Genomic DNA, 20,908 nt, shown 5'->3' on the forward strand with positions numbered 1-20,908 from the left:
TAAGCTGATCGAGGCTTTATTTCTGCTTTTGTAGAATTATCTGGTGAAAACTTAAGGTGCTGGTGGAGTTGGTTCTGAGTCGGGTGAGGGTGAGGGTGACGGTGGCGGTGAGACAGGGCTAGGAGGTGTAGAGATGACGTTATCCGCTGCGAGGTTCAGTTGAAACGTCGCAGGCGCGGTGGCTGCTGAAACCACCACAAATTCGTAGTAACCATCTTGAGCCAACTTTCCAGACCAAGTAGTTTCCGGCGAGTTTTCTAGCAGGGGTGGTTGAGAGCTAGTAGGCGGATAGATTGACAGCAGCGTTTTCTGGTCAGCCTGCAAACTCAGCCGAATTAGTTGGTTTTGGGACAGTTGGGCGATGAAAGCCTTGCCTTCTCCTGGAGCTAGTGTGCCACTCACTGCTTGACTAAAGGAGCCTTGAGCAAACTGGACTTTTTCTAGGCTGGTTCCTGCTTGCACGGCTTTGAGTTCGTCAGCCGCGATCGCGTGCCACACCTGACCAATGGGTTGGTTGACAAAATCTTGGCCCTGTTGGTCGGGAAATAACTGGAAGAATTTGGCATCTGCGAGGGTGTAAAGCGCACGGGTGCTGAGGTTGAGTTTGTTGACGCTACCCCGCCAGCGATCGCGATCGTTACGGTCATATTTACCCATCTCGCTGCGAGCTTCTGGGCTGATGTTTTCTAGTTGGTCGAGCAGTTGGTTGGCGGTTTGATCCCACTGGGTGCGTAAGTCAGCATCTTCTGTCCCAGCACTAAGTTGGCGGTTTTGCAGTTCGGAATGTTGAGCGTAAAACACTTGATTCACGAGGCGCACGAAGAACTGGTAATCTACGCCTAAGTTACGGCGGCGATCGCCCAACGCTTCCTTGCGGTTTTGCTCCTCCTGAGACAGTTCTGGAGCTGCCGGGGGTTCGACATTGGGCACCACAACAGGTTGCTCGTTTGGCGGAGCAGATGGGGTGCGATCGGCCAAATCACCCAGCCAATTACTACTCAACCACCAACCTCCAGTAGCGGCTCCAGCCATCACCAACAACAGCAAGAGCACTTTACCAAAACCGAACGAGTTGCCACGGCTAGGGGGAGCGTAGGCAGGTGGCGGAGCCACGGTGTAGTTGCTGAGGGCAGCTTCAGGCGGAGCAGGTGGGCGACCTACGGCCACGGTCGCAGCCGTGGTTTGGACGGGTGGCGGGTAAACCGGGGCAGGAGCGGGCGGAGCATAAACCGGAACATCGTAGCGGTTGAGGTCGTGCAGTACCTCGCGCACAGATTGATAGCGATCGCTAGGACGCTGAGCCAACATGCGGTCTAGAACGGCGCTGAGCTTGGGGCTGAGGCTGACCTCCTGCCGCCAAGTCCAGCTCATGTTGTAGCTATCTAATAGATCGGGTGGTTCTTTGCCCGTCAGCAACACCAGAATTGTGACGGCCAAGGCATACAGGTCGCTGTGGGGAGAGGCAACGCCCATCTGCAACTGTTCATCCGGGGCGTAACCGATTTTGCCTAAGCGAGTCGGAGAGCTAACGCCATTACCCACAGACTGAGCCAAAAACTGTGAGGCCACGGTAGCCGCAATTTGTTTTACACCGCCGAAATCGATTAAAACTGGCAGCCAATCAGCACTCCGCAAGATCAGGTTGTCTGGAGAAATATCGCGGTGAATGACTCCTAAAGAGTGGATGTAGTCCAGAATCGGCAAGATTTGCAGTAGTAGCTGAGTCACTTCTGCTTCATTAAACCGCTGCCCTTGCAACTTACGGGTATCCAGCAAGGCTCGATAGGTTTGGCCCTCCACATAGTCTTGCACCAAAAATAAGCGGCTGCGATCGGGGAGGGCGGCGCGAAAGAGTTCGCGAAACCGAGGAATTTGCGGGTGTTGCAGCTTGTAGAGAATGCCTGCTTCTCGCTCAAACAATTCTTCGGCTTTTTGCAGAGCGTAGGTGCCTTGAACCTGAGGCGCAAATTCTTTCAGGACACAAGGTTCGTTAAAGCGGTTTTGGTCTTCTGCTAAGTAAGTTCGCCCAAAGCCTCCATGCCCCAATTCCCGCACTACTCGATAGCGATCGCCAAGCAGTAGCCCAGCATATACACCAACGCTGACAGGCGCTTGCAACTTTTCGCCACAGAGATGGCAAAATCGGCTGGAATCCGGGTTTTCGTGTCTTTGACTGCAATAGAGGGGCATGGTAAACCTACAGCACTCCCATTAAATTTCGCGATCGCTCATCGATTTACTAACTACGCGCTTGGTCAGGCTTGATCCAGATTACCCTTTCAAAGCTAAAAAGTTTGGTGTCTGAGCTAGTGGGTCTGAACTGGGACGATCCGTTAGAAAGCTTTAAAGAAAAGTAGACGAGCTAACGGGTCTTGAGTATCCTAAATCATGATTTTTCGTTACAGAGGGAGCAAGGCCGATGGCGCGATCGCAACCGGCGATCGCGGCTTCTATTCAAACTCACTTAAAGCGGTGAAACATCGCTACACCCGCCAGTAGCTCCCCTTGCCTTGGCCAAGAGGGATAATGAAAGCGATCGCCCCACTTCCCCTACGTTTTTTCCAAACTGGCTATGCAAATCACCCAATGTCTTCACACCGCTTTGCTAGTTGCTGATTTGGCGCGAGCTGAACATTTTTATGGCACAGTATTGGGTTTGCCGAAAGCCGAGCGGCCTCTAAATTTTCCGGGGGCTTGGTATCAGGTAGAAGATTATCAAATTCACCTGATTGTGGCTGACAGCGTTCCTGCTGATTTGGTGGACTCGGAGAAGTTAGGACGCAATCGCCATCTGGCTTTTTCAGTTACAGATTTAGCCGCTGCCAAAGACCAACTTTTGGTGCATGGCTGCTCCATTCAGATGAGCGCTTCTGGTCGCCCCGCCCTCTTCACCCAAGACCCCGATGGCAACGTCATTGAGCTAGGCGAGACCCAACTCGCTTAGAAACATGAAGCAAATAGTTGCTGAGTGTAAATCCTATCGAGACCTAACCCCCAACCCCTTCCCTATTAGGGAAGGGGAGCCAAATTCAAGCCCCTCTCCTAAAAGACGAGGGGCTTGGGGAGAGGTTTGGATTCATAATCTAAACTGCTTTCCTAACCCATGAAAATCATTGCCTATGTTTATAGCGACCCGTTGCTAGAACCTGTACCCGATCCAGAAATTTGGGGTTGGGAAGTCGATCGCATCTATCAAGACTTAGGCATGCGAGATGCCACCCTTAAGGAAATTGCCTTCCCCAAGGGCAAAACGGCTCAGCAACAAAAGCGGCCTCAATTGCAACAACTACTCGTTGATTGCCAACAAGAAGCGGTTGATTATCTACTGGTGCGCCGACTGGAAGAGTTGGGAGATTCGGTGCAGGAATTCAGCGATCGCCTCGCTCAACTGGAAGACTTAAGCGTGCAGTTGGTGGTTCTAGAAACCGCAGTCGGGACTGGCAACCAAACACCCCTGAAGCGCTCTGATTTGCTCAAAGTATTGGAGGAAGTGCAGCAGAGCCAGCGGAGCCGTTTAATTCGGCAAGGCCATGCTCGCAATCGCATCAAAGCTTTGCCGCCGCCGGGAAAAGCCCCCTTTGGTTATCGTCGGGGCAAGGATCGTTATGCGCTCGATCGCAGCCAAGCCCCGATTGTAAAAGATTTCTTTGAGCGGTTTTTGCTCTACGGCTCCTTGCATGGGGCAGTGCGGTATCTAGAGAAAAAACATGGCAAGAAAATTTCGGTTTCGACGGGGCAGCGCTGGCTCAATAATCCGGTGTATCGGGGAGACTTAGCTTACAAAAATGGGGAAGTAATTTCAAATACCCATGTGCCGATCATGTCGCGGGAAGAAGCCGCCCAAGTCGATCGCTTGCTGCGGCGTAATCGTCGGCTCCCACCCCGTACCGCGAGTGCTCCTCGTTCTCTGGCAGGTTTGGTGGTTTGTGCTGAGTGTCAATCTGGCCTGACTGTAACGCGGGTGACGGCTCGCCGTAGCGACCAAGAATATCTTTACCTCCGCCCGATCGCCTGTCCTCGAAAACCTAAATGTCGAGCCATTCCTTACGAGCAAATTTTAGAGCAAACCATTCAGACCATTTGCCAGGAGTTGCCGCGAGCGGTGGCCCAGGTAAATATGCCAAATCTCGGTGGGATTCAAGACTCCATAGAGCAGGCGATCGCTAATAAACAAGCAATACTCAATCAACTGCCTGAGCTGATTGAACAAGAGATTCTAGATCCTGAAACTGCTGAACTGCGAGCCTATAAACTCCGCACCGAAATGTCGCAATTGCAAAACCAACTGGCTCAGCTTCCTCCATCCAATTTGCCCGCGATCGCCCAAGCCGTTTCTATTCCCGAATTTTGGCTCGATCTCTCCGAGTCCGAGCGACGGTTCTATTTCCGCGAATTCATTCGTCAAATTCGACTGATCCGCCAAGAGCAAACCTGGCAACTTCAGTTAGTATTTATTTTTTAGAACGCCTTAACGACTGAAGTCGCGTCTGTCTACAAGCGTAAAGGCCGCGAAGGCGGCCTCATTCCTAAAGAAGTGAGCTTAGCCTACGCACGTAGGCTTGGTTCCAATAGTCCCAGGCTTTAGCCTGCGGGATTTTAATGGTGGGTACGGGAGGTCTAAACACCCAAAGCAATAGGTTCACCTGAGCCACAGTTCTGCAACTGACTGAGCGATTCAGTTTGCTGAAGCGGTAATTCGATCGCGAATGTCGTGCCTTCTCCCGGAGTGGAGCAGCAATAAATGCGGCCTTGGTGCGCTTCGGTAATAATTTGATGCGAAATAGATAGCCCTAGCCCCGTTCCCACTCCTCTCGGCTTAGTGGTAAAAAATGGCTCAAACAAATGCTCTTGAACATCAACAGTGATCCCAGGGCCGTTGTCCGAAATCCAGATGCCGACTCGATTCGCGCCCACGGTGTCAGTCTTGATCACAATCTGCTTTAGTTCTAGCGAACTGGACAATTGAGATTGAGTAGAATCAGGGCTAAGCTCTCCTTCTAGCAATGCATCAATTGAGTTGCTCAGTAAGTTCATAAACACTTGGTTGAGCTGATTGATGTGGCATTCCACGAGAGGAATTTTGCCAAACTGCCGCACAATCTCAATTTTCTGTTTATAGCGGTTTTGCAGCAGCACCAAAGTGCTTTCAATCCCAGCCTCCAAGTCGGCTGGCTTCATTTCTGCCTCGTCGAGGCGGTAGAAGTTGCGTAGGTTCAGGACTATTTCTCGAATTCGCTCGGTGCCCAACCGCATTGAGTTCATAATCCGAGGCAGATCTTCCACAATGAAATCAAGTTCAATGTTAGGTGAAGCGGCTTCTACCTGGACGGTTTCTTGCGGATAGCGATCGCGGTAGGTTTCGAGCAATGCCAACAAATCTCCCACATGCTCCTCCATGTAAGGTAAGTTGCCGTGGATAAAATTGATCGGGTTGTTAATTTCGTGAGAAATCCCAGACACCATCTGGCCTAACATTGACATTTTCTCGGTTTGCGCCAAATGCAAATTCATTTTTTGCAATGCGGTTAAGGCTTCATTCAGGCGTTGGTTTTGGGTTTCTAGCTCCTGAGTACGTCGATCAATTTTTTTCTCTAGTTCGGCGTTGCGCTTCACCAATTGCTTTTGCGATGCCAGAACTTGGGTCGAGCCAATCAGGAGACTAGATCGCCGCCGCAAGCTCAGAAACGCGATCGCCGGAATCACAGCAATGGCATCAAAAAAAGTCTGTCCACTAAGCGCTGCATCCAGCCCTACCATACTCGTTGCATGGGCCGCATGACTCCAACTGCCACTCCAAAAAATCCCAGCAGTAATGGCAGCAAAGGCATCAATGCCAGTGCAACGATTACGCCACAAGCCCAGACTAATTAAGCCAGCAATCATTAAGTAGCAAGCTGCAATCACCAAATTAGCGGCCCCATCCAGCCACACCAAATTTAGCCCTGTCAGATTCAGCCACTCAAGATGTAGATTTGCTGAGAAAAACGCCATATATAAAAAACAGGCAGGTATCATTTCCGCATTGCATCAAACCGAGTGTTTACCATCACGTTTGTTATTGCAGCCTCGTAAATAGCTACAAAATTTTTGCCGCTTCATCTACCTAGGCTTGTATGTCACCTACGTTCTCCCAGGTAAATATTCACGATTTTTTCACCTAACTGTCGAATCTCTGGCCAGACGTAGCAGCTTATACGATAGCCAAGGCATGATAGAAACCTTGTAAAGTTGCTCAGCGCTCAGGTCAAGATATGAAGAATTAGAGCCAAGAGGGATCAAAATTGCCAAGTACGATCGATCGAGTTCAACCGCCACTGGAATTTATTCCACCCGCTTTTAATCCCCTAGTGCTTCGGGTTGCTCAAGGACTGCTGCCACTTTGGTTGCGATCGCGGACTGCGATTACCCAAATTCAGGCCAGCAATGTGGAGGAATTGGTAGACTGCTATCGCCAATTTCAAGCGGGTAAAATTCGCTTTTTCATGGCGTTTCGGCACCCCAGCACTGATGATCCATTCTGCATGGCACATCTGCACTCCTCAATTCTGCCGCGCGTGGCGAAACAGCAAGGAGTGGCGCTACAGCACCCGATTCACGCCCACTTTATTTACGATCGCGGCATTCCGCTGTGGGCGGGATCACAAATCGGCTGGCTGTATTCCCGCCTAGGAGGTACGCCGATTCATCGTGGCAAAGTCGATCGGACGGGTTTGCGATCGGCCCGGAGCTTGTTTGTGGATGGCAAACTGCCACTTGCAGCGGCCCCAGAAGGTGCGACTAACGGCCATAACGAAGTGATTAGTCCTTTGGAACCCGGTGTGGCTCAGCTCGGCTTCTGGTGTGTGGAAGATTTGCTCAAGGCCGATCGCTCCGAACAGGTACTCATTGTGCCAATGGGCATCCAGTATCGCTATGTGACACCTCCTTGGCAGCAGATTGAGCAGTTGATGAGCCAGCTAGAAGCCGATAGCGGTTTATCGGTGGCTGAGAGTTCTAAAGGAACTGAAACTCCCAGTATTAAAGGTCTTCAGGGCCGAGAAGCAGCACTCTACTACAGGCTCTATAGCTTAGGCGAGCATGTTTTGACGTTGATGGAAGAGTTTTATACTCGCTTCTACCATCACACCTTGCCTACACAGTCCGCTCCGCCTTCTGGATCAGAAGACTTACCGGAGCAGAACATTTTTCAATCAGATCAGCCTCCTGTTTCGCAAGCCGATCAAGCTTTTACCCATCGCCTCAGAGCCTTGCTGGATGTGGCCCTACAAGTAGCAGAACAGTATTTTGATTTGCAGGCTAAAGGGAGTTTGATCGATCGCTGTCGCCGACTAGAGCAAGCAGGCTGGGACCGCATTTACCGCGAAGACTTCAGAAATCCTGAGGGAGTCTCTCTCTTGGAACGCGGTTTGGCCGATCGTGTGGCGGAAGAAGCCAACCTGCGGATGTGGCACATGCGACTAGTGGAGAGCTTTGTGGCAGTGACAGGGCGCTACGTCCTAGAAAAACCAACGGCAGAGCGCTTTGCTGAGACAACGTTGCTGATGTGGGACATGATTTCTCGGATTAAAGGCAACAGCCCTTTTCAGCGGCCTCAACTAGGTAAGCAAACGGTACAGATGACGATAGGGCAACCGATTTCAGTCACAGACCGCTGGGGTGCCTATAGCGCCGATCGCCGCGGGGCGAAACAAGCGATCGCAGACCTCACTCAAGATCTGCAAATCGCTTTAGAGAGCATGATTCAATAAAACGCGACTCTTACTTCGCCTGAGTTTTCTCTGGGGGCTTGCCAGAATTCCGCACATTCACGACCTTGCCTAACAGGTCAAACCAAAAGGATGCCCCCATTGAAATGGCAATGCCACTAACGAGCCAGCCCAACATCGTTTTGAGAAATGGTAAAGGCCAGCCTCGATTCTGACGGCCCTGGGCAGTTAAATTAACTTGGTCCCACCCAATCGGTAATGGTAGATCCTGTAAAGCGGCATTGACCTGGTTTTCAACAGCATTGATATCGTTGGCTCGGGTCGCAACTTGAGTTGCGCTAGTCGCGATCGCATTGCGTAATAATGTGTCTCTAGATAAGCGGTTAACGATGTGAAATGTGTCTGCATTCACAGCAAATGCAATTAATGAGCCAAGGATGATTGCCACCCCTTTGGCATTTCGCTTATAAACCCCTGTCGCCCGTTCCATGGAGCGATCGAACCAGGTTTCAATTTCAAATTGAAACTGCTTGACTTCATTCTCTACAGTGGTTGATTTTTCCTGTGCTCGTCTCGCTAGTACAGAAAGGCTAGCTTTGATGGGTTGAGGCAAGCGGGCGATCGCATTCACCACACTGGTATAAGCATCAATATTTTTATCTTTAACGATGCCTGAAACTTGTCGATAAATCTCTGTATTGTGCTTAATTTCCCAGTCAAGTTCCTCTGAGGTGGCAGTGAGCCAAGCAATGATGGCCATCCGGTTATCCACACTGCTAAAAGAATCTTTTTGGCGTTTTAATCCATTGATTTGCCTAAGGAAGCTATCTTGCCGTTTTACCGGGATCGAAGCTGTGGCGATGTATTGGCTCGCATTGTCAATATAGGCGTCTCGCGCCCCTAATATTTGGTCAAGAGTATACAAAAGCTGAATTTCTCCACGCTCAAAGCTACTGATAATGTCATCCAAAAGGTGACGTAAATTATCTAGCTTGATGTGAAGTTGCGTTCCTCTAGTAATATCTCGAAAGCCTTCCAGAAGCGCATCGATTTCCCCTAAAAGCTCATGTTTGAAACTACTCAAAGGAAGATTCTTTGAGGCATTAAGCTCAGTTAGAAAATCAACATCTGATAAGTAACTTTCAGCATTACTGATATAACCATCCCGCACTGACAGCATTTGATGAATTAAGGCAATACGGCTCTCAGTGGTGCTTTTGTCATGGCTGGCAATCTTAGTTAAGCTTTGCTGAACAGTTTCGAGTTCCGTGAGGAGTGGAGTGTCTTGAGTAATGACAGCAAATTTTTCCAGTACAGTTCTAATGTCTTGCACCAGTTCATGCGCTAGCTTTTCTGGAAGTAGGCCATTAATTTTTTGTTCAATGAGCCTTAAGAGCCTGCGATAAGTTGGGCTGTCTTTGTCGTTCACCGCCTCGACGATTTCTACTAAGCTGGGCCGAATTAAACTTTGCAAAATAGGCCTAATCGCGATCGCCCCACTGGTCGGATCATCCTCAAAGATCTCTCGTCTTAAGGCTTGTAGCCGCCCAATAAATGCTTGACCTTGAGGATCATCAGAACCTACCTCTTTGCATCGCTCAATGTAGCGATCGAGCCGATAAGCAATCCACTTGATGCTACCTTCTAGAGTTGATTTATTCGTTCTAAAGTCTTCCAGGATTGTATTAAACTGCTGCGTTAGTACATCAAATTCGGCTTGTAGCTGAGCTTGTAGTGCTTGAGCATTGGAGTCTATTTCAGTTGTTTGAATAGCTTCAGCTTCACCCAATTCCGTTGAAGAAGCATCTTCTCCTAAAGCTGTGTCCGTGTCGGTAGGAATAGTGACTGGTGGTACATGGATAGCAGCTTGAGCTTCAGCGATCGCTGTTTTCAGATTGGTTTGAACAAATTCTTCTAATTTTAATTCACTTAACTTTTGCACTAATACCGGAATTCCGGAAGTTTCTAAAAGCGTAGTCGTGAAAGTTTCGGCATTAATGTAGGAGGGACCGCTCCGTTTGGAGCCTCCAAAGATACTTCTGCCACGACCTATAGCGGAGCTAATTACCCAAGTGATACTCCTGAAAAAGTTTTCTGCCCAACCTTTAGCTTCCTGGTTAACGTTTTTAATGAGTGGATTGGAATATAAGCGATCGGCAAAGTCTCTCACATCTTTTTCTTCTGTTCCCTCACCACCTGTTAGCAAAACTTCAATGGATTTCTTGAGATGAACTGCTCGCCATTGCAAAAGTGTGGCAATTAATTCTTGAATTTCTGAAGCTAAGAGGCTCAGAATTAAATAAATAAATATTAACCCAATGGCAATGTCTAAAACTAAAGGTAGATTCATCTGCTGTTTAACTCCATTGCGGCACACCTGCTTTTAGCACCATAAGCGCATACCACTATACGATGTCCTGCTTTTAGTGCCTAAACAGCTTAAAGATCTTTAAAGCAAAAAAACAGCGATCGCCTTTTTTAATTTCAGGGGCGATCGCTGTTTTTTTGAATTTGTCTCTTTTATCTAACTTAAAAAAAGAATTGAATCGCTTTAGTTAAACGGCAATTTCTTGAAAAATCTGTTATTCCTTAAACTCTTGCTAAAGGAGAACTATAACCACCTAGTAGACGCTCAAGCTGCTGCCGATTCTGCTGTTTTGTCTCCATCAAAGAGGTCAAGTCAGGCATTTCTTGCCAACAATGAGTGCAGAACCAATAAACCTCATTGTGACGAGCATGACGTAGGAGACGATCGGAGCAGCAAGGGCACTTATGCATATAGTTAGCAACCAATTTGAATTTTTTAATTCTGTAAAGAAAACGGGTAAGTAGGCTTTGCAGCTCTCTTATTAAACTTAAGTTACGCCTAGGAGGAAAACAATGGTTTAGTTACCCAATGACTAGGGAGATCCCCCCCTAAAGCTTGTTAAGTTTGATGTGAAAAAATAGTGGCTAAATATTAAAATTTCATGACTGAATGCTTCAATACATCCGTCCCAAGATGGAGTTAAAGCGAGTCTCATGGGCTACCATACGGCTTTGGAAACTGCTACAAAACTTCAACTCATCCCGACGCTGAAGCTATCAAAAAAATTGCAGAGCTCGTAAAGCTTATATAACTTTGATGAGTTGACCCATCATTAAGGCCAAACAGGTCTTATGGCTGAGTTCGGTGAAACAATACCAGACTCAAGGCTCTGTCTCGTCAATGCCTAAAGTTTCAGTAATATGGTTCACTACCCCTGGAACTGATGCTTGAGGAACCGCCCAATCTCCCACGGCTGTCAATGTCAAACCTAAAAGCACCACACTGCTGGCGATCGCAAAAAGAGATGGATATTTGGAAAAACCAAAATCACGCAGAATTCTAGCGAACGGATGGCTTTGACGGCGTAAAGTGCGGCTATCTGCTAGCCGCTTTAGCGTAAAAGGATCACGGACAAAATGGCCACTGCGGCTGACTACAAACCGCTCTCGACAGTGAGAACAAGTTAACAGCCCATTCAAGAGTCGATGCGGCCCAATTCTGCCATCGCGATGGCATAGGGGACAAATGACAGCGTCATGATCAAAAGTGTGAGCATTCATTAGAACTTTCCACTTGCCCAGGAACTACTCAGTACGCTTGCCTGCTAAGGCAGAGAATCTTATTCTGACGGTTCTCTTACAGCTAGTTTTCCGCAAAATGGCATTGCTAACATCGTCCAGTTAGCTGAATTTCCAAGGCTAGTGTGGCAATGCGATATCACTCTAACCTAACTAAGCTGTAACAGCCTATAGTATCTATCCATTCGTTCTAGCATTTGATGAATTCTTGGCTTTGGCAGGAGTTTAATGCTTGTCGTCAGGCTTCAAGATCAATCACAATGAAAGACTAGAAATACATAAAAGTTAAGCTTTATCTAATTTTTCTATTGACTCTCAATGTCTTTGATTCCAGCCCCGGATGGGTTGGCTGAGCAACCGACGCCAGCCCCCTCTACTTCTCATTTTGCCCATATTCTCAATCGCTTACAACCCACACCTGAAACGGTCGTGCTCATCTTGGCGATCCTGATTGGTGGCGGTACTGGCATGGGAGTCGTGACTTTTCACTATTTAATTGAGTTAATCCATAGCTTGATGCTAGAGGATTTGATGGGAGCGATCGCCCCTTGGGGGGCTTGGACCTTAGCCTGTGTGCCTATGCTCGGGGGTGTCATCGTTGGCTTTATGCGCTGGCGCTGGCAAGACTTTGGCCCTGGTATTTCCTCTCTCATTGCAGCAACGCAGGGTAAGCGCGAAATTTCTCCCATTCGCCCTGTGACCAAGATGGTAGCTGCGTCAGTTTCCTTGGGCACCGGAGCTTCTTTAGGCCCAGAAGGACCGAGTGTAGAAATTGGCGCTAATTTTGGCCTCTTGCTTGGCCAAATCCTGCAAGTATCTCAAGAACGGCAGCGTCTCTTATTAGGAGCAGGGGCAGCGGCAGGTCTAGCAGCAGGATTTAATGCACCGATCGCGGGAGTATTTTTTGCGCTTGAAGTGGTTTTAGGCACTACGTTTGCCACCTCAGCGGTGAGTGTCGTGCTCTTAGCCGCGGTGGTGGCAGCATTAATTGCTCAGATCGGTTTAGGCGCACAACCTGCCTTTGCCTTGCCCGCTTACGAAGTTCGCAGCCCGTTAGAATTACCGCTTTATATCGGTCTTGGGTTATGTGCCAGCTTAGTATCGGTGGCTTACACCCAAACCATCAAGCTCGCGCAAACTTTTTTCCGGGGTGAAATTTCAGGATTTGCTTGGGTGAGCCGCATTCCCCGCCCAGTTCATCCCGTCATTGGTGGAGCTTGTGTGGGTTTAGTCGCCCTCGCTCTGCCCCAGACTCTTGGGATTGGCTACGAAACCATTGAGGCTTTGCTCCGAGATGTAGAATTTTCGTTGCCTTTATTGCTCCTGCTCCTGGCTTTCAAACTTGCCCTGACTGCTCTGAGTTTGGGCAGTGGTTTAGTGGGTGGAATTTTTGCCCCAGCTATGTTTTTAGGAGCGGTGCTAGGCGCAAGTTATGGCAAGATTCTGGCGGCGATTCTGCCTGCTGGTGCGATCGCTATTGCCGCACCCCCTGCCTATGCAATGGTGGGCATGGCTGCTGTCTTGGCCGGAAGTGTGCGAGCACCCTTGACAGCGATTCTACTGTTGTTTGAACTCACACGCGACTATCGCATTGTGTTGCCCTTGATGGCCGCTGTTGGCTTGAGTGTCTGGGTGATCGAGTCGCTGAAGCCTATTTCAAAGCCAGGTTTGAATTTGAAGCAGATGGGAGTCAACGTTGAGCCGGATCAGGGGCAAGAAGCCTTAAAGCACCTGACTGTAGAAGAGGCTATGCAACCTTCTCCGCTCATTCTGCCGTATGCTTTACCTGTGCTAGAGGCTAGCGAGATTTTGCTGCGTGGGCATCTGCATAGCGCTTTGCTAGTGGATGAGACAGGGCAGCTCAGGGGAATTGTGACGCTGCAAGATATTAATCGAGTGCTAGCAGCCCCAGAGAGGACATCAAATTCGGTGGCAGAAGCGCTATCACCGCAACCATCAGCAACATTAGCAAGTCAGCCTGTGGGGGAAATTTGTACCAGTGAGCTGCTGTATGCTTACAAGGATGAGTTGGTGACGGAAGCGATCGATCGCATGGGAGCGAGAGGATTGCGCCAGCTTCCCGTAGTCGATCGAGAGCCTCCTCATCTAGTGGTAGGCCTGTTGGAGCAAGAGCGAATTCCCTTGGCATGCAACTTGGCTGCTACTCGCAAAGCGCTACAGCGACACCTCATAGCTCCCTTAAACTCTGAGGAAATTTCTTTACCCACATTAAAGCAGCCCGCTTAATGACAAAGCGAGCTGCGTCAGAAATTAGTTTTGTTCACGACTGCGAATTCAGGTTTTACTTCTTGCTTTTAGTCGTCCAAACACTGGTGAACATCATCAACATACCGCCAATGAGGATAGCGATCGCTAATGTGGCAGCCGATAAATTCATCCAATCGATATTTTCCATAAAAAGAATCTACACAGAAATTACAATTACAAATTTAATGTAAAAGTCCGGCAAGAGTGCCTTGGATTGATTACTCTTGCAGGAACTCTAGTTGACGATTCGATGGATTCTGGCTTCATTAGCAAAAATTGCCGCTCAAATCTGAGATGTTTGGCAATAAGAAACTTAAGAAGCAGCTTCCTGGTCTTGCAGATCAATTTGCCGCAAATGAATATGCTTACGGCCTAAAGAAATTTCAAATTCGTCTCCAGGTTGGAGATCCATTTGCTTGGTGTAAGCAGAGCCGATGAGTAAATTGCCATTGGATTGAACACTGATGCGGTAGCTTGCACTGCGTCCACCCCGACCATTACCATTTTGCTTGCCATCTAACTCAATGCCTTCAGCATCAATCAGAGCATTGAGAAACTTCATCATGTTGACTCGTTCCACACCACTTTTAGTCTGAGTGTAGTAGCCACATGCCTTCGCTTTTTCTTCCTTACTAAGAGTGTCTAACTCTTTAACTTTTTTGAGGAGAGCTTCACCTGTCAGAGGTTCAATTTTTTTCTTTTTAGTCATCAACTTGAGTCTAAAAAAATTAACAAGGGGTCTAGATTACTTCTTGCTGATCGACGCTGAGACATGAAAATCTGAGCTGAGTATCAGCTTGTAAAACTATACTACACTGATAAAGCGGGCTTGTTCACAATATCTATTGATTTTAAGAAGTAATTTATTGATTTAGTACTTATGAAGTATAGGTAATGTCTAGATAAGTCAGATAAGCATTAGAACTGCTGATTAAGATCCAAAGAAAATATCATTATTACAGTCACCTCAAGCTGGTAGAAGCAGAATTATTCAACCCTTGTGAAGAGGCTGGCGAAGCAATTTACAATTAAAATCCTTGCTCTTATTCGGAGGTGGTTTAGGATGTCTGAGACAGAAGAGGAAAACTAATAAAGCAGAGCTTGCTGAGGAGAAGATGAGGGCAAATTACTGCATTTTACTGCTAAGGGTGACTTTGTAATTTATGGTGCGACATCCACTTTAGATGAGAATGGTTGCGTCTGTTACGGCAACTTTTTTGGGGAGCAATGAAGCTAACAACTCGTAGTCATTACAGTGTTAAAGCCTTATTAGATTTAAGCTTGCAACCAGGTTATGGTCCTACCTCCGTCAATACGATCGCCCGTCGCCAAGATTTGCCTGCCCCTTATCTAGAAAAGCTATTGATTGAGATGCGTCGAGCGGGGTTAGTGAACTCGCTCCGAGGGGCTCAAGGCGGATATCAACTAGCGCGATCGCCGGCTCAAATCTCTCTGGGTCAAATCTTAGAAGCGGTTGGTGAAACAATTGAGCCATTGTCACGCTACGCTCCGGACGCAGAGCAAGCCGAGGATTGGGTGACCTTTACCCTCTGGAATCGCTTACACCAAAAGTTGAAAGAGGCGCTATACAGTATTTCCTTAGAAGACCTTTACTATGATGCCCGAAGCTGGCAAGCGGCTCAAGGAGAATCGACAAGTTTTGTAGTTTAATTTTGGTTTCAAAAAAGGAGGAGCCAACAACCTTTTCGATTAGGTGTTGACTCCAACATCAGCCCTATTGGTAGGCTGGGTAAAATTTAATACTAACTGCGCTTAGAGATGCACTGATCCGACAGCGCTGCATCAGTAAAATATGGACTAAACTGGCTGCCTAAATTGGTTGTGATGGTTATGAATTTGGCGGCTAACTTCTCCATAAGCTGTTCCGTTTGCTGACTCATGGATTGGCTCATGGACTTGCCTATTGGCTGAACAGTTGACCTGTCCCTGCGCAAGTTCATCAGTTGGGTTTTCCTCGGCCCCTTCTACTTGATTGTTGTAAGAGCACTTAACTGTAATTTTCATGCTGCTTTGGGCTTTGCCATTGGCGATGTAGGGCACGCCTGCGTCTGCACTAAAATTGATGCCAAACTCTAGAGTGACTTCATCAATGTTGCCAGCCCCAAAGTTTTTGAAGGCGTTGAGTGTATAAGCGGTGTAGCTGCGGAGGGTATTCTGCACCATCTGCATTGAGCTATGGGAACTCATAGACTTAGCCGCAATACCAGGCCATCCCTTTCCTCCTTCCCGTTTTTGTTCAACTTCTTCGTTGCCTTCGTAGGATGGAGTGTCAGAAATTGGAGTATTCTCAACGTTTTGCTGCGCTTCGATGTAGATGATTGTGCCGTCGTCAGACTGAATAGGAACAAGTTGATGGGAGGACATAGCAATTAAACTTCCTGCGAGAGTAGATGCATCTGTTGATTGTGCCTAAAAAAGCCAGGTACACTCCGATGGGCCATACCCCTTTTTGACTTTATTGGCATGACTTCAGGAGTATCTTTTTTTAGCCATCTCTTCTCAGCTTTAGAATCATTCACCCCACCATCCACGATCGCCCTTTGGGTATTAGCGATCGCGGCGTTGATTGATTATGTGATCGGCGATCCTTGGGGCTGGCCTCATCCAGTGCGGGTCATGGGCTGGGCGATCGCTCGTTACCAGGAAATAGTGTTTCACTACCTCAAGTCAGCCACGGGACAGCGGTTGGCAGGGGTTTTCTTGGGGCTTGGGCTAGTTATTGGCAGTGGCTGGGTTGGTTGGGCGATTGCCACAGGTACCACTTGGATTCATGCAGGGCTAGGAATCGCCGTGCAAAGCATTCTATTGGCCTCTTGTTTCGCGGGGCGGAGCTTGAGGTCTGCTGCTGAGGACGTGATGCAGCCTCTATCCAGCGGAGATTTGGCACAGGCCCGCACTCGTTTGAGCTTTTATGTCGGACGAGATACGGAGAATTTATCAGAACCGGAAGTGTTACGAGCCATATTGGAAACCGTCACGGAGAATGCTACGGATGGAGTGATGGCTCCCTTGTTCTATGCCTTGCTGGGTGCTGCTTTGCCTGGAGTTGGAGTAGTGCCTCTAGCGATCGCTTACAAAGCTGCCAGCACCTTAGACTCAATGGTGGGTTATAAAGAAGCACCCTACACTCACTTGGGTTGGTTTAGTGCCCAGATGGAAGATCGCTTGACTTGGCTCCCCTGCCGTCTGGTCGTGCTGACGCTAGCCTTGCTCTCCAGAAAACCAGGATATGTGTGGCGGATTTGCCGCAGAGACGCGATCGCCGATGCTAGCCCTAACTCTGGCTGGAGTGAGTGTGCCTATGCAGCAGTTTTGGGTGTGCAAGTGGGAGGCACCAATTGGTATCGCGGCGTTGCTAAACATAAACCCTTGCTAGGAGAACCAATTCACGTCATTACGCCAGAACAAATTTACCAAGCGCTGCAACTGACCCGCATTAGCTTTTTGCTTTGGTTAGGATTGGGACTTTTGGGTTTAAGTCTGTGGTCTGAAATGGTTTTCTCTACAGGCCAGTTGCCCTAAACTTTGCCTAAGCCGCTTAGGGTGTTTCTGGCGAATACAGCTCCTAGTAGAAACTTTATGGCCTCCGAAATCATAGAAATTCTTTCAGCCGAGGAATTACGTCGGACTTTGACCCGACTGGCCTCTCAAATTGTCGAAAAAGCGAATGATTTGTCTCAGTTGGTTTTATTAGGGATTCGCACTAGAGGCGTGCCCTTGGCTTATGCATTAGCACGACAAATCGAGGTTCTAGAGCAGGTGCAGGTGCCAGTGGGAGCTTTAGACATCACGTTTTATCGAGATGATTTAGATGAAATTGGGGTGCGTACCCCCGATAAAACCGATATTCCCTTTGATCTGTCTGGGAAAACAGTAGTCTTAGTAGATGATGTGATCTATAAAGGACGGACGATTCGAGCGGCCTTAAATGCAGTAAATGACTACGGTAGACCGCCAGAAATTTGGCTCGCCGTTTTAGTCGATCGCGGTCATCGAGAGTTGCCGATTCACCCAGACTTCACAGGGAAAAAACTACCCACTGCGAAAGAAGAGAAAGTGAAAGTGTACCTGCAAGACTTGGATGGCCGAGATGGAGTAGAGCTGATTCCTCGTAAGCCCGATGGCTGGGGTGGTTAATTGCCTGGATGACTTGATTACTGAACTCGATTGCTGAACCTGATTGCTGAATAGAGGGAAGTGTCTGGAGTGCTGCCATCCAAGGTATTCTGATCAAGACTTCCCTTTTGCTTGACTCATTGGTCTTTTGTGAACGCGCCCCTCACTTCCCCCACCGAAACCCAATCCCGCAAAGCTGATCACATCCGCATCTGTTTAGATGAAAACGTGCAATGTCATCAGGCGACAAATGGACTAGAGCGCTATCGCTTTACCCATTGCTGCTTGCCAGAGATTGACCGCAGCGAGATTAATCTAACCACTCAATTTCTGGGTAAACCGCTGGCAGCTCCCTTGCTGATTTCCTCCATGACAGGCGGCACAGAGCTAGCCAAAACCATTAATTACCGCCTCGCCACCGTCGCGCAGCACTACAAAATTGCGATGGGGGTTGGTTCGCAGCGGGTTGCAGTCGAGAACCCAGAAGTCGCGCCGACCTTCAATGTGCGATCGCTTGCCCCCGATATTTTGCTATTCGCGAACCTGGGCGCGGTGCAACTGAACTACAGCTATGGCCTAGATCAATGTTTGCGGGTGATTGATTGGCTAGAAGCCGATGCTCTGATTCTGCACTTGAATCCGTTGCAAGAGTGTGTGCAGACCAAAGGCGACACTAACTTCCGAGGCTTACTCGCTAAAATTGCCACGCTTTGCCAGAAATTGCCCGTTCCGGTGATTGCCAAAGAAGTCGGCAATGGCATCTCGGGAGCAATGGCGCAAAAGCTGATTGAGGCTGGAGTGCAAGCCATTGATGTGGCAGGTGCAGGCGGGACTTCCTGGGCCAAGGTGGAGAGTGAACGGGCTACAGATGCCAAACAACGACGCTTAGGCGCGACGTTTGCCGAGTGGGGTTTGCCCACCGCAGAATGCATCACCAGCATCCGGGCAATCGCCCCTACCATCCCCCTCATCGCCTCCGGTGGTTTGCGCGATGGCTTAGAAGTGGCTAAAGCGATCGCCTTAGGTGCAGATTTGGCAGGTTTGGCCCAGCCTTTCTTGCAGGCAGCTTGTGAGTCAGAAACCGCTTTGGCGGAACTGGCAGAGGTGCTGATTGCCGAGATCGAAACGGTACTCTTCTGTACAGGCAGCCCCACTATTGAAGCGCTCAGGCGATCGCAAGCTCTGGAATTGAAGGTCTAGCTCACCTTTCAACCTGAGTTTGGGCATGCTGAAAGAGCGGCGGCTTCGTGAGAGAGCAACTAGCATAGAGGAATGTTTTAGGCACCTAGCTAAAGCTTGACCAGTTAGTTTCTCCTTGAAGCCTGATGCTTGCTGAGGCGCTATTCACTTTTGCCAGGGATTCTCTCAATGCGTGACTTTCTCAAATACACCTTTGCTAGTTTGGCAGGGCTGATCCTCTTTTGCAGTCTAGGAGTAGGGGGGCTAATATTTTTGCTCATTGCTGCTGCGTCAGTTGACTCAGGCCCCCAGGTGAGAAACAAGTCCGTTCTAACGTTTGATTTATCCCTGAACATTACCGATTCCAAGCCTGCCACTAGTACGAGTCAGGCGATTAGTGAAGCGTTATCGAACGACAATAATGACTCCGTCTCTCTCCAGACAGTGCTGCAAGCGATTGAGGAAGCGACTCAGGACGACCGGATTATCGCGCTTTACCTGTATGGCAACATGAGCACGGGTAGTAGCAGTTCTGGCTTGGCGACCTTGAAGGAAGTGCGGGAAGCGCTAGAGGAGTTTCGGGCCAAGGGCAAAAAGATTATTGCCTACGACATGGAGTGGGGAGAGAGAGAGTATTACCTCGGCTCAGTTGCCAACACTGTTGTACTCAATCCAATTGGTTCAATGGAACTGAACGGGTTTAGTTCCCAGCCAACTTTCTACACCGGAGCTTTGCAAAAGTATGGGGTCGGTGTTCAGGTCACTAGAGTTGGCAAGTACAAATCAGCCGTAGAACCTTTCCTCCTCACTAAGCAAAGCTCTGCCAGTCGGGAACAAACGGCCAAGCTCCTAGGAGACCTCTGGAGCGAGTTCTCCACCACCGTCAGCAAAGACCGTAAACTCAAGCCTCAGCAAATTCAAGCGATCGCCGATAACCAAGGCGTTTTGTTAGCCGAAGAAGCTTTGCAACGGCGCTTAGTTGATAAAGTGGCTTACTTCGATGAAGTTGTGGCCGAGTTGAAGCAAATGACGGACAGCGACGAAGACGAGCGCTCCTTCCGGCAAATTAGCTTGCCGACCTATGCCAGAGCGGTTGAATCCGACACGGAAAAATCTTCCAGCAATCAAGTCGCGGTGGTATATGCCGAAGGCGACATTGTAGAAGGGATTGGCGGCCCTAGCTCGGTCGGAGGCGATCGCTTAGCTAGACAACTGCGAGAACTGCGGCTCGACGATGATGTCAAAGCAGTCGTACTACGAGTGAACAGCCCTGGTGGTAGCGTCACCGCTTCCGAAGTGATTCAGCGAGAAGTTGTTCTAATTAAGAAAGTCAAACCGATTGTGGTGTCAATGGGAGATGTGGCCGCGTCCGGTGGTTACTGGATCTCCACCTATGCCGATCGGATCTTCGCCGAACCTAATACGATCACTGGTTCCATCGGCGTATTCGGCCTCTTGCCCAACGTGCAAAAACTAGCCAACGCCCAAGGCATTACTTGGGATGTGGTGAAGACCGCCCGCTTTGCTGATAGCGAAGGCATTACACGCCCTAGAACTTCCCAAGAATTAGCCGTACATCAGCGCGTCGTCGATCGAATTTATGACCGCTTCCTGACCAAAGTTGCTGAATCTCGCAAACTGCCCAAACAGAAAGTAGCAACCTTAGCTCAAGGACGAGTGTGGTCAGGCACATCCGCCAAACAACTCGGCTTAGTCGACGCGATCGGTGGTCTCAATGCTGCCGTCGAAGATGCCGCCAAGCGAGCCAAGTTGGGCGATGACTGGAAACTAGAAGAATATCCTAAAACCCGCAGTCTAGAAGATCAAATTCTCAAGCGGCTCATCGGTGATCCAGCCGCTCAGGTTGCTGAAACAGCTACCGAAAAAGTCGATCCATTCACAGCCGAGTTGCTCAAAGTGCAACAAGATTGGTCCACCCTGAAAGCCTTCAACGATTCTCTTGGTGTCTATGCCCGCCTACCCCTCAACCTACGGATCGATTAGATCGGAGC

The 20,908-nt window shown here is 48.9% G+C and carries 15 protein-coding genes; 9 read left to right on the forward strand and 6 right to left on the reverse strand.

The genetic code is table 11. The annotated features are described in order from the left end of the window. Positions 1–51: 51 nt before the first annotated feature. Positions 52–2,190 (reverse strand): protein kinase domain-containing protein, encoded by a 2,139-nt coding sequence (locus NDA01_RS00120; RefSeq protein WP_348226428.1) that lies wholly within the window; start codon positions 2,188–2,190, stop codon positions 52–54. Between the two features lie 382 nt (positions 2,191–2,572). Between NDA01_RS00120 and NDA01_RS00125 the strand changes: the two genes are divergently transcribed. Then, on the forward strand, positions 2,573–2,944 hold the full coding sequence (locus tag NDA01_RS00125; RefSeq protein ID WP_348226429.1) for a VOC family protein: 372 nt from the start codon (positions 2,573–2,575) through the stop codon (positions 2,942–2,944). A 159-nt stretch (positions 2,945–3,103) separates the two neighbouring features. Beyond that, positions 3,104–4,462, forward strand: a complete 1,359-nt coding sequence (locus tag NDA01_RS00130) for a recombinase family protein (protein ID WP_348226430.1) — start codon at positions 3,104–3,106, stop codon at positions 4,460–4,462. A 155-nt stretch (positions 4,463–4,617) separates the two neighbouring features. Here NDA01_RS00130 and NDA01_RS00135 read toward each other — a convergent pair whose 3' ends face one another. After that, positions 4,618–5,991, reverse strand: coding sequence for a sensor histidine kinase (locus NDA01_RS00135; protein WP_348226431.1), 1,374 nt, complete (start codon positions 5,989–5,991; stop codon positions 4,618–4,620). Between the two features lie 290 nt (positions 5,992–6,281). Here NDA01_RS00135 and NDA01_RS00140 point away from each other — a divergent pair, with 290 nt between their 5' ends. Next, positions 6,282–7,748 carry a 1-acyl-sn-glycerol-3-phosphate acyltransferase gene (locus NDA01_RS00140; RefSeq protein WP_348226432.1) on the forward strand — a complete coding sequence of 489 codons (1,467 nt, stop codon included), beginning with the start codon at positions 6,282–6,284 and terminating at the stop codon, positions 7,746–7,748. Between the two features lie 10 nt (positions 7,749–7,758). On the opposite strand, the gene NDA01_RS00145 is transcribed toward NDA01_RS00140, so the two are convergent. Together NDA01_RS00145 and NDA01_RS00155 are read right to left on the reverse strand one after the other, a co-directional pair. Further along, positions 7,759–10,056: a hypothetical protein gene (locus tag NDA01_RS00145; protein ID WP_348226433.1), complete on the reverse strand. Its 2,298-nt coding sequence runs from the start codon at positions 10,054–10,056 to the stop codon at positions 7,759–7,761. Positions 10,057–10,895: 839 nt separating this feature from the next. Continuing rightward, positions 10,896–11,294 (reverse strand): hypothetical protein, encoded by a 399-nt coding sequence (locus NDA01_RS00155; RefSeq protein WP_348226435.1) that lies wholly within the window; start codon positions 11,292–11,294, stop codon positions 10,896–10,898. Between the two features lie 336 nt (positions 11,295–11,630). On the opposite strand from NDA01_RS00155, the gene NDA01_RS00160 reads away from it, so the two are divergent. Then, positions 11,631–13,559, forward strand: coding sequence for a chloride channel protein (locus NDA01_RS00160; protein ID WP_348226436.1), 1,929 nt, complete (start codon positions 11,631–11,633; stop codon positions 13,557–13,559). 334 nt (positions 13,560–13,893) lie between these two features. Here the strand turns inward: NDA01_RS00160 and NDA01_RS00165 are convergent, their stop codons facing one another. Then, positions 13,894–14,289 (reverse strand): AbrB family transcriptional regulator, encoded by a 396-nt coding sequence (locus NDA01_RS00165; RefSeq protein WP_190432230.1) that lies wholly within the window; start codon positions 14,287–14,289, stop codon positions 13,894–13,896. Between the two features lie 518 nt (positions 14,290–14,807). On the opposite strand from NDA01_RS00165, the gene NDA01_RS00170 reads away from it, so the two are divergent. Further along, positions 14,808–15,251, forward strand: coding sequence for an Rrf2 family transcriptional regulator (locus NDA01_RS00170; protein WP_348226437.1), 444 nt, complete (start codon positions 14,808–14,810; stop codon positions 15,249–15,251). 147 nt (positions 15,252–15,398) lie between these two features. On the opposite strand, the gene NDA01_RS00175 is transcribed toward NDA01_RS00170, so the two are convergent. Then, on the reverse strand, positions 15,399–15,965 hold the full coding sequence (locus NDA01_RS00175; RefSeq protein ID WP_348226438.1) for a CU044_2847 family protein: 567 nt from the start codon (positions 15,963–15,965) through the stop codon (positions 15,399–15,401). A 99-nt stretch (positions 15,966–16,064) separates the two neighbouring features. Between NDA01_RS00175 and cbiB the strand changes: the two genes are divergently transcribed. From cbiB to sppA, 4 genes are all read left to right on the forward strand, one after another. Then, positions 16,065–17,123, forward strand: coding sequence for an adenosylcobinamide-phosphate synthase CbiB (gene cbiB, locus NDA01_RS00180; RefSeq protein ID WP_348226439.1), 1,059 nt, complete (start codon positions 16,065–16,067; stop codon positions 17,121–17,123). Positions 17,124–17,180: 57 nt separating this feature from the next. After that, positions 17,181–17,738 carry a bifunctional pyr operon transcriptional regulator/uracil phosphoribosyltransferase PyrR gene (gene pyrR, locus NDA01_RS00185; protein ID WP_348226440.1) on the forward strand — a complete coding sequence of 186 codons (558 nt, stop codon included), beginning with the start codon at positions 17,181–17,183 and terminating at the stop codon, positions 17,736–17,738. Between the two features lie 129 nt (positions 17,739–17,867). After that, entirely contained in the window at positions 17,868–18,917 is a 1,050-nt protein-coding gene (fni, locus tag NDA01_RS00190; protein ID WP_348226441.1) for a type 2 isopentenyl-diphosphate Delta-isomerase, read from the forward strand. 168 nt (positions 18,918–19,085) lie between these two features. Then, a complete protein-coding gene (gene sppA, locus NDA01_RS00195; protein ID WP_348226442.1) occupies positions 19,086–20,900 on the forward strand; it encodes a signal peptide peptidase SppA in 1,815 nt (604 codons plus the stop codon). The last annotated feature ends 8 nt before the right edge of the window (positions 20,901–20,908 follow it).

Origin of the sequence: Trichocoleus desertorum AS-A10 (genome assembly GCF_039962155.1) — a bacterium.
Lineage (GTDB): Bacteria > Cyanobacteriota > Cyanobacteriia > FACHB-46 > FACHB-46 > Trichocoleus.

What these genes read in the sequence shown, in the direction of transcription:
- NDA01_RS00120 (WP_348226428.1), bottom strand. Translation starts at nt 2,190, where the DNA reads ATGCCCCTCTATTGCAGTCAAAGACACGAAAACCCGGATTCCAGCCGA.
- NDA01_RS00125 (WP_348226429.1), top strand. Translation starts at nt 2,573, where the DNA reads ATGCAAATCACCCAATGTCTTCACACCGCTTTGCTAGTTGCTGATTTG.
- NDA01_RS00130 (WP_348226430.1), top strand. Translation starts at nt 3,104, where the DNA reads ATGAAAATCATTGCCTATGTTTATAGCGACCCGTTGCTAGAACCTGTA.
- NDA01_RS00135 (WP_348226431.1), bottom strand. Translation starts at nt 5,991, where the DNA reads ATGGCGTTTTTCTCAGCAAATCTACATCTTGAGTGGCTGAATCTGACA.
- NDA01_RS00145 (WP_348226433.1), bottom strand. Translation starts at nt 10,056, where the DNA reads ATGAATCTACCTTTAGTTTTAGACATTGCCATTGGGTTAATATTTATT.
- NDA01_RS00155 (WP_348226435.1), bottom strand. Translation starts at nt 11,294, where the DNA reads ATGAATGCTCACACTTTTGATCATGACGCTGTCATTTGTCCCCTATGC.
- NDA01_RS00160 (WP_348226436.1), top strand. Translation starts at nt 11,631, where the DNA reads ATGTCTTTGATTCCAGCCCCGGATGGGTTGGCTGAGCAACCGACGCCA.
- NDA01_RS00165 (WP_190432230.1), bottom strand. Translation starts at nt 14,289, where the DNA reads ATGACTAAAAAGAAAAAAATTGAACCTCTGACAGGTGAAGCTCTCCTC.
- NDA01_RS00170 (WP_348226437.1), top strand. Translation starts at nt 14,808, where the DNA reads ATGAAGCTAACAACTCGTAGTCATTACAGTGTTAAAGCCTTATTAGAT.
- NDA01_RS00175 (WP_348226438.1), bottom strand. Translation starts at nt 15,965, where the DNA reads ATGTCCTCCCATCAACTTGTTCCTATTCAGTCTGACGACGGCACAATC.
- cbiB (WP_348226439.1), top strand. Translation starts at nt 16,065, where the DNA reads ATGACTTCAGGAGTATCTTTTTTTAGCCATCTCTTCTCAGCTTTAGAA.
- pyrR (WP_348226440.1), top strand. Translation starts at nt 17,181, where the DNA reads ATGGCCTCCGAAATCATAGAAATTCTTTCAGCCGAGGAATTACGTCGG.
- sppA (WP_348226442.1), top strand. Translation starts at nt 19,086, where the DNA reads ATGCGTGACTTTCTCAAATACACCTTTGCTAGTTTGGCAGGGCTGATC.